The organism is Halobacteriovorax sp. RT-2-3, from assembly GCF_047085075.1.
Classification (GTDB): domain Bacteria; phylum Bdellovibrionota; class Bacteriovoracia; order Bacteriovoracales; family Bacteriovoracaceae; genus Halobacteriovorax_A.
Genome location: NZ_JBKIYF010000002.1, coordinates 213,922 through 227,988, shown reverse-complemented (window position 1 = coordinate 227,988; position 14,067 = coordinate 213,922). Strand labels below are relative to the sequence as shown.

Below are 14,067 nucleotides of genomic sequence, written 5' to 3'. Positions count from 1 at the left end.
TGTATATTAACTTTAATTTAGAATAAGTTAATTGTTGCTGAGAAACCGAAGTTTGTTTTGTCTTTGTCAAAGTCATCAGCAAGGAATTGGATATTTGGGTAAAGGTAAATATCACGAGTAACAGAGATACCTACACCAACTGATTGGTATTCGTAAGCTCTAAGAAGTTTTGCATCTTTTCCTCTTGATTTTTGGTAGTTAAAGTAACCAAATACTGTTCTGAATGAGAAAGTATCATTGAATACGTATTCAAGTTGAGGGTAAAGACCAATTGCCATTTCTGTCTGGTAGTCTTTTAAGAATGGTTGTCCTGTTTTTGCTTGAAAGTCAGCTCTGTACTTAGAGTCAGCTAGACCACCAGAGAAGTAAAAGCTTGCTGAAACACTTGCACCAAGAGTCCAACCTGAGTCTCCAAATTTTTTCATCATATACTGAGATACACCTAGAATTTGATCTAGATTTTGATTCTTGTATGAATCTTTTGTACCAAAAGTTAAATCTGCTGACGTAATTGTTTGGATACCTGCGATTGTGTAAACACGAGAGTAACCAATGTATGGGTTAGAAATGTCACCTTTAGCGTGGTGAAATGGCGTTAGAACTGAGTAACCAGCACCAACTGTAATAGAATCATTCTTAGAAAGTCTATAACGACCAGAGATTGATCCACTCATCGATGTTTCAGTTTCGTTTTCTGGGTCAGCATAAATATTTGGTCTTTCTTTACCAAATGGGTCATCAAGAGATCCACCATTGTAACCAAGTGAGAGACTCATGCTCAGTGGAGATTTCGATCCAGATTCAGCTCTCATACGAGCATTTGTAATCTCTTCATCGATATCCTTTTTATCAGTAGTTGTTTTCTTTTCTTCTGCTTGCGCGTTTGAAAGTCCCAGCCCTAGCATAAAGATTGCAAGTGCAATGTTCTTTTTCATAATCACTCCATGTGTATGTTTTTATAGACTAATATTGTCTAAAGACTGATGTAAAAGATCAATGAAATTCTTAATAAAATCTTAATATACAACAAGAAAGATTTTTGCGTACGGCACCAATATAGCTTAATTCAATAAATAATAGGCAAATAACAATTAAGGGGCTTAATTAATCTTATCCCTTCTTCACTTTATAGACGAGATGACTTCTCCGTAGAATTATCTATCAGGAGAAGTTATGACTAAAATTTTTGATTGGGCACGAAGTGGTGATGTAGGTGAGTTAAGTATTTACTTACTCACAAATGAAGAATGTAACTTAGAGGTCAAAAATGAAAAAGGTTATACGCCACTCTTAGAGGCTACCCAACGTGGTCACTTTGACTTTTGTCATACACTACTTAGCGCTGGAGCAAATCCAATCGCTAAAGACGGCCTTGGCAATACTGCATTGATGCTAGCTTGCTTAAAAGGTGATTTAAAAATCGTAAAATTACTTATTCAATATGGAGCAAAGCTTTGCGAAATAAATGATTCTGGAATGAGTGCACATGATTGGGCAATGGCATTTAATCGAAAAAAAATAGTCTCATTTATTAGTGAAACACACCATTTTCAAAATGATCGAATCAAGAGCTATTATGGCCTCGTCAAAAATGGACTTAAGTCCATTTCATGGTTTAATAGGTAATGTCTATGGCGCCATAAAGACTCAGTATTTTATTTTAATCCTATTTCTTGCGAAGATTAGTTAACGGATAATTAATCATCAAAGGAGATGGATATGAAAGTTCATACATTATTTACGACACTAATTATTGGTGCAAGTATGGTGAGCCTTTCGGCAACAGCTGAATCCCTTTGTGAACATAAATACGATTCACAAGAGGTGAGCTCTCATCGTAACCTAGAGAATGAAGTTGTTCATTCTTCTAATTCATTTAAATCAAAGTTTAAAAAGTCTGGCGAAACTCGCATCCTTAGTAAGATCGAAGGGCGTGATCCAATTCGCTAAATCTAACAAAGAGGCCCTGTTGATGTCTCCAAATAGGGCCACTTCCACCAAATTTCATGTATTTATTTCAAAAAGTGTCTTTGTTAGCAATCATTTGTTTAAATATGTAGATTATTGTTTGACACCTCAAACTCGTTCAGATATTTATTCTTCATAAACTTAAAGGAGAATAAACATGATGAAAAAATCACTTATAGCTTTATTATCACTACTATCAGTTTCAGCTATCGCAAACACTGACCTTGTTCTTGAAGGTGAGAGATGGCTTGCACAGCATAAAGGTTATGTATGTGCAGCATTTACTGACTACACAAATGCACCCGCTTCTCACAACAACATGAATGTTAAATTTGAAAAGCTTTCAACTGATTACACACTAGATAATATTCTAATCAAGGCAACTTTTGAGAATGTAGATGGTGTTGAGTGTTCATACTCTTCAATCCTATTTGCAGACAACGCAGCTTCTACAATTGACCTAGTCGATTCAAGAGCTTTCTCTAAGGTTGATGCTTCAGCAGATTGTTCAGAAGGTAAGGCAGTTCTTGATGCTCAGCTTGCAAACAATGATTACCTATACTGGGGACACCCTCACCACGCAACAATTATGGTTCCTGCAACTGGTGCAGCTGAAGTTTGCGGCGAAGGTGCAACACATATTGGTATCGATTTTATGGTTTATAAAAGACTATAAAAAATCCTTGATATTAAGCAGGGCCTTTCTTTCGTAAGAAAGTATAAGGTTCCTGCTTTTTACTTAATTTTATGAGTTCATTAGTAAGAAAATTTTTAAAAATTCATCGTATTCTAGGCTTAGTCCTAGCGATTAACTTTCTCTTGTTAGGCTTAACAGGAGTTGTTCTCGTTTGGCGTCACGAATTATCTCCTGTTCATTCGGTAGAACAGCAGAGCGCTTTTGTTTCAGATCAATCCTCTCTTTCAAAAATTGAAAATTACATACATGAAAATGAAATTTACAAAGATAAAAAAGTACTTTCAATTTTTAAAGGTGATGATGGTGATATTCAAGCACGAATAACAGAGCCAGGTGTTGAAAAGTTTAAAGGTGCAACAAGATTAAAATTTGATCTTGCTGGTAATGTGCTGACATCAAATCAAGTCAAGCCTACGGTCTTTATTGATTTCGTCTTAAAGCTACATCGTGAGTTACTCTTAGGTGGAAAAGGTAAAATTTTAATAGGGCTTATGGGAGTGTTCTTTCTCGTTGCTCTTCTAAGTGGTGCTTTTATTGCAAATAAGTTCTACCGTAACGTAAGAACAATGAACTCTCGAATTATGCTTGGGCGTCTTCATAAAATAATCGGCGTTAAAACACTTGCATGGCTTTTTATTGTTACTTTTACTGGAGCGATCTTAGCATTCAATAGTACATTAATTGGTCTCTTTTTAAGAGGAAATGTAAAGGCCCAGCAAGAGAATGCAATTGTCATCGAAAATGCAAAGTATGTATCGGTCACAATAATTTTAAAAGAACTAGAATCAAAACTTGCTCATTTAGAATATGACTTTATTTCTTTTCCTGATAATGAATTCTCAGTACCAAATCAATTTGTTGTATTGATGGAAAATGAAAGTCATCATCACGAGATCGCTTATATTGATGGAATAACAGGAAAGTTAAACCGCACAGTAACGTTACCATGGTACTTAGAACTTCTCATTCTTTCAGAACCTCTGCACTTTGGCGATTATGGTGGAGTCATTCTTAAGATTATTTGGAGTCTTTTCGGTCTTATTTCTTCTTTTATACCAATTAGTGGAATCTATATTTTCTTATTTAGAAAAAAATACTTAGTAGCAAGGAGTGAGCAGTATAATGGTTATTTAATAAGTGATGTAAATATTTCGTTTACTGAGATTCTACTTCCTAGCTTATTTGTTTTTGTCATTTTCTTTGTTACTTCTGATTTTAAATGGATTTTAAGTGCACTATTTTTAGTCTACTTAGTTTTCTCTTGGCGTGATTTGATAGTTTTTATTTCTTCTCTAAGAAAAAAGAAGAGAATTCAGAAGGAGAGTATCTCTTGAGTTCTCAACTTCAAATAAGTGACAATTTTACTAAGGCCATCTCATGCCTTTGTTTTGTTTTTGGTGCGGCCCAAACTATACTTCTTGGTCTTATACCGAAAATTGCTATGGTAACGAATCTTGATATTACATCAATCATAATTATCTATGGGTTTTCGATCTTCTTCTTTCTTTTTATGACAAAGGAGTGGGCCGCACTTTTTTCTAAACTTAAGGCCAAGACTATCTATCGAATTGCTCAGTTTGGATTGCTCATGTCGAATCTGGCCCTTTTAGCAACATTTACTTCTGGTAATGTTAGGCTGTCTCTCATTTTCTTTGTTATATCTCGAATTATTTATGCATTGAGTGCAAGCTCTATTATTCCTTTTTCTCAAATTGTTAAGATTGGCCGATACAAAGATACTCATAGTGGTATTCTTGAAACAACTATTTTTCTAAATGCTGGAAGGCTTGTTGGATTGGTACTAGGTGGACTTCTCGCATTTAATCTCAATTTGAGCTTAGTGGTTTTGATCGTTATGCTTCTTTTAACAATTCCATTTGATTTTAAGAGCGGAATCAACGAAATTCAAACTATCGCTGGAAAGAAAGATTCTGATACTAAGCAATTGATAATGCCACTTCTTTTTATTCCATTGATTTATACATTTATGACTTCATTTTTTCACACTAGTATCACGAGTGTGGTTGGAGACATATTAATCGGCCAAATTAAGCAATCAGCTACTATCTATTGGCTACTAACTCTTGCATCTCTTGTCATAATTCTTACACAGTTAATTTTAAAGAAGTTAAAACTTATTAACTCTAAAATATTCTCTACTTTGGCAATTGTTTCTCTTTTATTTAGTTTCTACTCATTCTCTAGAGTAAATAGCTTAGAAACACTTTACGGATTCATCCTTCTATTCTCATTTGGAGCTGCTATTATTCCAATTTTATATATGGGACATATTTATAACTTGAACCCTAGTTCTCCAAAGCAGATTGTTGCCAGTGAGATCAGTTTTTATCAAACCCTAGGCAACGCTCTTGGAGCGATAATGTCAGGTGTAATTATTAAGTACAACTTTACAAATTATATTCTTTTTCTATTTGTGGCCTTAGTAGTAGGGGCGATCTCAATAAGTTTCAAATACAGTACTTCAGATACGAGCGAAGAACTAAGCGGAGCGACTAATGGTTAATATAAATTATAGGCAGCTTGCTGATAAATATAGTATTCGTGCATTAGTTAACTCAATGATAAGAGATTATTCAGAAGATAATCTTGTTAAAGTTGATGTTGAAAATAGTGATGTATTGATTGGTGATCTTGTTTTTGAACTTGAGTCATATTCTCCTCTCGGTGGGCATCGTTATACTGGTGATATTTACTTCAATAAAACAAAGCTCACTTTTGATGAGATGCTTGTTCACTTAGTGCCTAATTTTTCTAATGTTGATTCTACTTTTATCGAAAATATAATTAACTCTCGCGATAATATCGAGTTGATTCTTAAATATAATCCACAAGTGAATATTGATAGCTACCTTACTAGTGAACAAAAGATGCTTCTTGGACATCCATTTCACCCTTATCCTAAATGTAAAAAGGGAATGAGTGAAGAGGATCTCAAGCTTTATTCACCTGAATTCTCTAATGGATTTAAGTTGATCTGGATAAAGTGTAGAGAAGAATCAATCCATACTAATGCAGAGCTATTTGCAGTTTCTACAGCTATGAATAAGCTTGCTCAATTTGATTTAGAAGATATCGATGACTCTTTCGTCTATATTCCAATGCATCCTTGGCAGTGGCGTCGTTTAAAAGAGAAAGAATTAGTTAATGGCATAGTGGAAGTTGCAAGTGGTGTTAATGATTGGTATGCACTTTCTTCCCTTAGGTCTCTATATTCATATGGAGCACCTTTCTTAGTTAAGTATTCAATGGATGTAAAGCTAACAAACTCGATTAGGCATCTTCAACCAGAAGAAGCTATTCGTGGAATGCAGATGGAAACTGTATTCAAAAATGAAGGGGTCGCAAACTTTAGTGATAAATTTCATATTCTTTATGAACCATTCTATGTTGCTCTTAAGGGACAAGATGGTAATGCTATTATTGAATCGACAATTCAGTTACGTGAAAATTTTGAGACAGATAATTGTTTTCTACTAGGTAGCCTTGCTGAAGAGAATCCTTATACAGGAAAGTCACATCTTTTAAGCTTAGTAGAGGGAAATGCAAAGAAGGCTTGCGGGAATATCTTTTTAGCAAGAAAGTACTGGTTTGAAGCCTTTCTTGAAAATGTCATAGGGGAGTTTATTACTCTTTCTGAAGAGCACGGAATTCTTCTAGGTGCTCATATGCAAAATATCATCCTAAAAATGAAAGATGGGTTACCTGTTGGGACAATATACCGTGATTGTCAGGGGACTGGATTTACAACAAAGAGTGTGGAAAAATTTGGTTCTAAGTATGAATTTATTAGTGGCACAAAGGGAAATATTCTTTCACCTGATGATGTTAACAAAGTATATACATACTACTTAATTATCAACTCAGTATTTAATACCATTATCTCGCTTGCAAATGGTGATGCTAAGGCCGAGCTATTTCATTTAGGACAATTTAGAAATTTTATTTTTAAAGCGCATCATAAATCAACATTTCTAAATTATTTGATTAACAGTGACTTTCTCTATCAAAAAGGGAATTTCAGATGTTGTGTAAGCAATATTAACGAAAATACAATTGAAAACCCTTGGGATATATATAATAAAATACCTAATCCTATTAGTACTCTTCTAAGAAAACCTCGTGTCTATGAAGGCGAACTTTATCGTGCAAAATCTAAGCATAATCACGAGATAACTCTTCGTGCATTTGATTTGAATGAAGATCTTGCAAAGTTTCATGAATGGCATAATAAGAAGTATGTTTATGAATTTTGGGAAATGAATAAGTCGATAGAGGAACTAAGAGCTTATGTACAGGGCCTGAAAGATTCTCCATACCAACTTCCAATGATTGTGGATATCGATGGAGAACAAGCTGGATACTTCGAAGTTTATTGGAGCTTTGATGATAGGATTGCTCCTTATTGTGATGCTTCACTATATGATAGAGGAATCCACATTTTAATTGGAGAAGAGAAGTTCTTAGGTACTCGTGCCGTTTTTGATTCAATTTTTCATTTAACTAAATTCTTATTTGAAGATGATGAAAGAACTCAAAAGGTGTGGGGGGAGCCTCGTGTTGATAATAAGAAGGTCTTAACTTTAGCAAGGCTTCTTCCGGGATGGGAACATAGAGGAGTTTTTGATTTTCCACATAAAACATCAAATCTCTTAGAAGCTGATCGTACAAGGTTTTTGCGCGAGGTTCAATCATGATCAATACTCAGCTATTCTATGAATTACATAAAAACCTAATCATTAAGGCCATTGAAGAACTTCAGTTTGAAGAACTATTTAATGTTGAGTTTATTGATGATCGTTTTTATTTTAGGATAAATGATAGCATCTATTATAGTTTTCATGGCCGTATTGGTGCATGGGGAAACCTTCAAATTGATAAAAGTACTTTTCATAAAGTAAGTGGTGAAAAGGTTATCGTGGAGTTTACTCTGGCAGATTTCTTCTACGAGACTCAATACCTTACAAAGATGAGTGATGAAACATTGGCACAATTTATCGAAGAAGGTAATCAGACTATTTATGGAGATATCCTTCATTATCACTCTCTAGAGAATCTTTCTCTTAATGAGATTGCACAGTTTAATTTTAATAAAATTGATCAAATTCTTTCAGGGCACCCAAAAGTTATTATGAATAAGGGACGCCTCGGATGGGGAAGTGATGAACTCTTAAAATATGCACCAGAAACACGAAACAGCTACAAGCTACATTGGTGTGCAATAAAAAAAGAGTATCTTGAATTAGGCCTTGATCAAGAACAATTAAATCTAAATGATCTCTATAAAGACTCCCTGTCGATCAGCGAAGTTGAATTTGCTAAAGGGCTAGTTCATGAAACTGGCGCAAATAGTGATGATTTTGTTTTCATCCCTGTACATCCTTGGCAGTGGAGTAAATATATAAGTGTTCAATTTGCACACTTAATTTATCAAAATGCGCTTATACCACTTGGAATCATGGGAAGAGAATATACTCCACAGGTTTCTATTAGAACCTTATCTTCTAATTCTCGTGAGAGTAAATTTGACTTAAAAGTCGCAATTTCAATTTTAAATACATCTAGTGTTAGAGGAATTCCTCAAAAATATATCTCAAAAGGTCATCTTTTATCACAGAAGGTTGAGAGCATCATTAAGTCAGATAGCTTTCTTGCTGATAAGGTCGATATATTAAAAGAAGTTGCAGCAATGAGCTGTCCGCTACCTGAGTTTAACCGTATCGACGGTGGCTCATATCGCTATAAGGAATTACTTGGGTGTGTATGGCGAGAAAGTGTAGAGAATAAGATTGCTGATGATGAGCTCGCAATTCCTACAGCGGCACTATTATTCACTAAAGATAACCAATCTCTTGTTAGTGAATATATTAAATTATCGGGGCTAGGTACTAAGGAATGGTTAAAAGAATACTTTGAAGTTGTTGTCATTCCTCTTTATCACTTACAAGTAGAACATGGATTGGGCCTTGTTGCTCACGGACAAAATACGATACTGACTCTTAAAGGTGCAAGGCCTAATAAACTTATTATTAAAGACTTTCATGGTGACTTTAGAATGGCATCTGATTCAAAGCATAGCGAAGCTGATTTTGGTGTTGAGCTTGATAAGTTACCACCAGAGTATTTGATTCACGATCTTATCACAGGACACTTTATCACAGTCTTACGCTACTTCTCGAGAGTAGTTGAAGAATGTCTAGGTTTTAAAGAAAAGGACTTTTATCACTTACTTGGTGAAGTTGTAGCAAACTATCAAGTCGATTGTTCTCCTGTTGGTAAGGTTAATTTATTAAGAAATGAATTTGAAAAGGTATTGGTTAATACTGTTCGCTTTGTAGCTGGTTACAGCGAAACAGGGGAAAGGCTTAAACCAATGCTTGGAAGTAATATTAAAAATCCTCTTGTTAAAAATAGTTAGGGTTGAGTTGAGGTAGTTAAATGCAGAATATATATGACATTGTTGGAATCGGTTTAGGACCGTTTAATTTGAGTTTAGCAGCTCTTTTAAATCCTTTAAGTGAAATTAATAGTAAATTCTTAGATAACAAACCAGAATTTAGTTGGCATCCTGAGTTGATGTTTGGTGATGCGATGATGCAAACTTCTTTCTTAAAGGATCTTGTCACTCCTGTTGATCCTAAAAGTATCTTTAGTTTTCTAAATTACTTAGTTGAAAATGGACAATTTTATCACTTCTTAAATACGGATCGTAAGGCGATTAACCGTTATGAGTTTCAAGACTATTGCAAGTGGGTTTCAAAACAACTTTGCGATGATATTGATTTCGACTCTAAGGTAATTGATATAAAGCACGATGGTGAAAAATTTGAGGTGATTAAGGAAGGTGGGAGTTACTTTACGAAAAATATTTGTGTCGCTTCTGGCCCAACTAAAAATATACCAGAATGTGCAAGGCCATTCCTGTCTGAGACTCTTTTTCACGCTAAGTCTAAGCAAATGAAGAAACTTGATCTTAAAGGTAAGAAAGTTGTTGTTATCGGTGGGGGACAGACGGGAGTCGAAACATTTAGAAATGCTCTTAATGGAATGTGGGGAAAAGTAGAGAAGGTTACCTTGTTAAGCGGAAGACATAATTTACAACCACTTGATGAAGCTCCATTTACAAATGAAATATTTACACCTGAATTTGTACTTAATTTTCACTCTCTATCTCAAGAGCAAAAAGATTCATATACTCAAAGCCAGCTATTAGCTAGTGATGGTAACACTCCTCAATACTTACAAGAAATGTATAATGAACTATATCTTGACCGATTCTATTTAAAGAAACTTCCTGATTATACAATTTCTCCAATGCGCTGGCTTAAGGCGATTGAGAAACAAGGAGAATCATATAAATTAGTCGTTGATAATTTACTTAATCAAAACGAAGAATTTATCGATGCCGATATTGTTATCTTGGCGACAGGTTTTAAAAGTGTTCTACCTAGTTTTCTGGATGGAATTGCGGATAAGATTACAAAGGATTCTAAGGGGCGCATAATTGTAGGACAGGATTATAGCATCCAGACTACGATTGAAAACGGGAAGATCTATTCAATGAATTTTAGTCGCCATGGCCATGGTGTAGCAGATCCACAAACAAGTTTAATGTCTTGGCGCTCGGCCATGATTGCTAATGACCTCGTTGGCGAAACTAAATACAAAACTACAAATAATAGCGAAAGCTTTTTAAGCTTTTTTAACTAACGGAGAGACAATGAAGCTAGTAACGTTACTATTTTTCTCAATACTTTCAATTACTATATCTGCTGCCCCGGCAAATGAGTCAAAGGCAGAAGTAAAAAAGGCCGAATCTTTTAATACAAAAGAAGAAGTTATCGAAAACCCAACTTTAAAGACTTTGTCGGGCTCTCTTAAGCGTTGGTCATTTTACTCAACTTTTGCTTACAAAGGTGGTGCAATTAATGACTTAACAAGTGCAGAAAGACCTAATATTAAGAATGCAGAAGGTAATCCTTCTTTGACAAATATATCTGGTGTCTTTGGTGCTAAATATCGCCTCACGAAATCAGATAATATTTCTCTTCAAGCTGGAATGTATATGGCAACGCCATTTCATTCAAACCACACGGCATCGACAGCTTCTATTCAAAAAGAATTTGATGACAACTCACAAGAGCTTGATATTGATAATCCTGTTCTTTCATACTTTAAAACATACACAATTGGTGAATTACAAAATGTTTCATTTCTAAAGTATCAGTATGTAACTCGTGGAACAGAAAAAGATTATGGTTATCATTCTGCTGCCGCTTTTTCACAAGCAATGGCGTACCGTATTTCTAAATTCGCTTATATTGCGGCAACTGCCACTTTGACTCAGTACTTCTTTGATAAGTCGACGACAAAGTATATGGGTTTTGATATCTCGCTTCTTCCATATCAAAGAGAAAGAGAGTATCAGATAAGTTTATCAACTGAAATGTACTTGAAGCGCAATATTTCTTTAAGACTTATTTCAGATATCTTCTCTCGCTATACACTAAGACGTGAGAGTAAACTTGAAAAGCGCGTTCTTCAACAAACTATTGCAGCTACATACTTCTTTAATCGCGATATCTCAATTGCGCCTAATATTCGCTTCATTGCAGAAGATATTCGTGCCGATCGCACAAATGTTGGACTAACACTTAATGTGAATTTATAAAAAAAGGGGGATTGAATCCCCCTTGGTTTTTTTTATTTCTCTGAAATTTCAAAATCATCGTGGCCAGGAATTTCTTCCGGTAATGCTTCTTTTAGGTCTACTCCAAGGTGCACAATACGTTGTCCGGCCTCGCAGTTAGGTCTAACATTCTTTCCAATAACAACTCCAGAACGGTCAGCACAAATGACTTCTTTAACTTGTCCAAAGACATCGTAAACTTTTGCGATGACTTCGCCTTTTTGCACTCGATGAGTAAGTTTTGGAAGGACATCAACAATTCCACCTTTTGTTGAATAAATCCAGTAAGAATGGTCACAAATTGTTGCATCAGTAATCATATCTTTCACATCGCCTTCAATCATAGAGAAGTAGCGAAGTGTGTTCTTAATTCCATCGAGAGTTTCATCAATTAGAGCATGTTGGAAAGCATTTGGATTACCGATTTCAACAGTAATAGCATGAATACCTTGTTCATTTGCCCATGCTCTTAGTGTTCCTTCTTCATCATATTTTTGAACAATAATTTGTGGGTTTTGCAAGAAGGCCAGGGTTCTTGTTTCTTCTTTTTCAAGATCGGCCCTTAAGTAAAGACTGTTCACACGGCCATGACTTGCTGTATGAAGATCGAGTAGGTAGTCAAACTTCGAAACAATTTTTTGAGTGAAGTAGTAAGCATAAACATTACTAGGGTTCCCAGTAAGTTTACCTGGCATAATACGATTTAAGTCAACATTATCAATAAAGCGACGCTGATTTGTAAGGTAACCAGGTACGTTACTAATAGGAACCATGATGAGAGTTCCTTTCAAGTTCTTCGGATCAATCTCTTCAATAACTTTAAAAATTGTTGAGATACCATTTAGTTCATTTCCGTGAACAGCTGCTGTAATCCCAACAACTGGCCCATCCTCAATTCCTTTCATAATAATGATCGGCACGCGCCAAGGTACTCCTAGTGCGTTATCTGAAAGGTGTATTTGTAAACGGTGTACTTCACCTTTTGCAAAAGAGTTTAAATCAATTTCTTCAGTGGTCTTAATGACTTGTATTCCACCCATTGTACTTCCTATGCTATGAGATCATGATCTCGTTAAAGAGAGAGTTATCATTATCTAAACTTCTAAAAAGTTTTGTTCTGAAAGTCCCTTTCTTACTTATAAGTTGTTCTGCCATCTTATCAATGGCCACAATTGTTAGAATTGTTTGTATGTAGGCCTCAATTAGATCGTCAGTACCAATTCCTAGTGAATTAAAATCTTTTTGATCCATTAGCATTAGTCTTGATGTGTCAGAGTCCCATAGGTTTTCACCTTTCTTTACTGATAAGTTTGTTCCTAGAACTTCCCAACTATTTTTTGGGTATGTTGCTTCAAGAGGTTTACTCGCTCGACGAGCATAAACTGCACATGGCATAAAGCCTTTAGGTGAAGAGTAGACCATAAGTCTTAGATCGGCGATATAAATATTTCCTTTCTTATTTGGAACCGTCCCAATATGGAAGAATTTCCCATACTCACTTGTTGAACTCCACTCATAGTGACCAATTAAACTTTGAACGATAAATTGGTCATATGGATAATCCATTTGCATGAAGGCATCTAGCTCATCTTGGTTTGTGATTGTAAATACACCTTGGCCAGCATTTGAATAAGGAATTTTAATAACTGCTTTTCCACCAAACTTTTGAACCCATAAAGGAATTTCTAATTTATTAACATCCTTAATTGTTTCAGGCATATTGATTTTTAAACCTGATTCTGCAATTTGTGAGTTATAGAGTTCGTAGGCTTTATTTGCGAGAAGCTTATTGCGTCCACCTGAAAGACAAACAAGAGTCGAGTTAAAGATGAAGGTCTTCGTTGTCGTTGGAATTCTATTCCATGGCTTTTGAGTTACATATCTAAAAGCCGCACGAATAGGAATTCTTTCTCCTGTTTCAAGAGTGATGTGAAGAACTCCGTTTTCAAAATCGGCCATTTGTTCTTCACCATTGAAGTGAGGAACGAGATAAACTTCTTCTCCTGTCAGGTCTGCAATAGTTGAAGCATATCCCGATGTTTCCATGTAGTTCTTATCATAGATAACAGCCAGTGCTCCGGGTGGGAGTTTCTTCTTTCTTTTCTTTAGTGCTGGTATGAATGAGTTTTCGATTAGAAATTTATAACCTCTGTGCTCATCTGCATCTGTTCTTGGTGGCATCGACTTCTGTCCTGAAGGGCAAGAGTTTGTTTCAAGAACTACCATGCGGCGATTACCTGCTTGAGTTGTTACATAAAATAAGTCAGAGCCACCCCAGAAGAAGTGCTTACTTTCATAAGATAGAATATCTCTCAACGTGTCAGTACAAATTTGTGGATTTAAATGACTATATCTTTTGATAATTCTTTCGTGATCTAAATTAAAAAAGTGACTCACTAGAGGGTGTAGTTGTGAGTTCAAGGCCTTCGGATAAAAGTGATTCTCTTGTTCAAAATTATCAGGCTTAATAACTTCAATTCTTCTTTTCAAGTTCTCTCCAAATTGTATTTTCTAAAGCATAAGTTAATGGAAATATTATAATCTCAATCCCTAATTCTGTAGGGAATATTTTGTAATTTTTATTAAATTTTTAAGAGCTCTAAACAATATACTAGTATATGTTGACTACTCTAGTCAGAGACTTGCTTGTTCGGTTATCCCTAATCTTGAAATGTCTCACTTTTGGTTTATTTGA

The 14,067-nt window shown here is 35.2% G+C and carries 12 protein-coding genes; 9 read left to right on the top strand and 3 right to left on the bottom strand.

All coding sequences use genetic code 11. The features are described 5' to 3' along the window. Nucleotides 1-17: 17 nt before the first annotated feature. Nucleotides 18-935 (bottom strand): hypothetical protein, encoded by a 918-nt coding sequence (locus ACMAYX_RS06935; protein WP_392992608.1) that lies wholly within the window; start codon nt 933-935, stop codon nt 18-20. Nucleotides 936-1,173: 238 nt separating this feature from the next. Here ACMAYX_RS06935 and ACMAYX_RS06930 point away from each other — a divergent pair, with 238 nt between their 5' ends. From ACMAYX_RS06930 to ACMAYX_RS06890, 9 genes are all read left to right on the top strand, one after another. Next, on the top strand, nt 1,174-1,626 hold the full coding sequence (locus ACMAYX_RS06930; RefSeq protein ID WP_412471863.1) for an ankyrin repeat domain-containing protein: 453 nt from the start codon (nt 1,174-1,176) through the stop codon (nt 1,624-1,626). Between the two features lie 93 nt (nt 1,627-1,719). Then, complete coding sequence (locus ACMAYX_RS06925; RefSeq protein ID WP_103218146.1) at nt 1,720-1,950, top strand: hypothetical protein; 231 nt, start codon at nt 1,720-1,722, stop codon at nt 1,948-1,950. A 175-nt stretch (nt 1,951-2,125) separates the two neighbouring features. Continuing rightward, complete coding sequence (locus ACMAYX_RS06920) at nt 2,126-2,644, top strand: hypothetical protein (protein ID WP_103218145.1); 519 nt, start codon at nt 2,126-2,128, stop codon at nt 2,642-2,644. A 71-nt stretch (nt 2,645-2,715) separates the two neighbouring features. Then, nucleotides 2,716-3,999, top strand: coding sequence for a PepSY-associated TM helix domain-containing protein (locus ACMAYX_RS06915; protein WP_412471864.1), 1,284 nt, complete (start codon nt 2,716-2,718; stop codon nt 3,997-3,999). Then, nucleotides 3,996-5,189: a hypothetical protein gene (locus tag ACMAYX_RS06910; RefSeq protein WP_412470157.1), complete on the top strand. Its 1,194-nt coding sequence runs from the start codon at nt 3,996-3,998 to the stop codon at nt 5,187-5,189. The genes ACMAYX_RS06915 and ACMAYX_RS06910 overlap by 4 nt, the downstream gene beginning before the upstream one ends. Next, nucleotides 5,182-7,380 carry a GNAT family N-acetyltransferase gene (locus ACMAYX_RS06905; protein WP_412471865.1) on the top strand — a complete coding sequence of 733 codons (2,199 nt, stop codon included), beginning with the start codon at nt 5,182-5,184 and terminating at the stop codon, nt 7,378-7,380. The genes ACMAYX_RS06910 and ACMAYX_RS06905 overlap by 8 nt, the downstream gene beginning before the upstream one ends. Beyond that, the gene (locus ACMAYX_RS06900; protein ID WP_412471866.1) at nt 7,377-9,101 is read left to right on the top strand and encodes an IucA/IucC family protein; all 1,725 of its coding nucleotides are present in this window, start codon (nt 7,377-7,379) and stop codon (nt 9,099-9,101) included. Before ACMAYX_RS06905 ends, ACMAYX_RS06900 begins: the two co-directional genes overlap by 4 nt. A 20-nt stretch (nt 9,102-9,121) precedes the next feature. Beyond that, nucleotides 9,122-10,393, top strand: coding sequence for a lysine N(6)-hydroxylase/L-ornithine N(5)-oxygenase family protein (locus ACMAYX_RS06895; protein ID WP_412463201.1), 1,272 nt, complete (start codon nt 9,122-9,124; stop codon nt 10,391-10,393). A gap of 10 nt (nt 10,394-10,403) precedes the next feature. Then, nucleotides 10,404-11,354: a hypothetical protein gene (locus ACMAYX_RS06890; protein ID WP_392992595.1), complete on the top strand. Its 951-nt coding sequence runs from the start codon at nt 10,404-10,406 to the stop codon at nt 11,352-11,354. A gap of 32 nt (nt 11,355-11,386) precedes the next feature. On the opposite strand, the gene ACMAYX_RS06885 is transcribed toward ACMAYX_RS06890, so the two are convergent. Further along, nucleotides 11,387-12,412 (bottom strand): succinylglutamate desuccinylase/aspartoacylase family protein, encoded by a 1,026-nt coding sequence (locus ACMAYX_RS06885; RefSeq protein ID WP_103218138.1) that lies wholly within the window; start codon nt 12,410-12,412, stop codon nt 11,387-11,389. A gap of 13 nt (nt 12,413-12,425) precedes the next feature. Next, nucleotides 12,426-13,862, bottom strand: a complete 1,437-nt coding sequence (locus ACMAYX_RS06880) for a hypothetical protein (protein ID WP_412463200.1) — start codon at nt 13,860-13,862, stop codon at nt 12,426-12,428. Nucleotides 13,863-14,067: the final 205 nt, after the last annotated feature.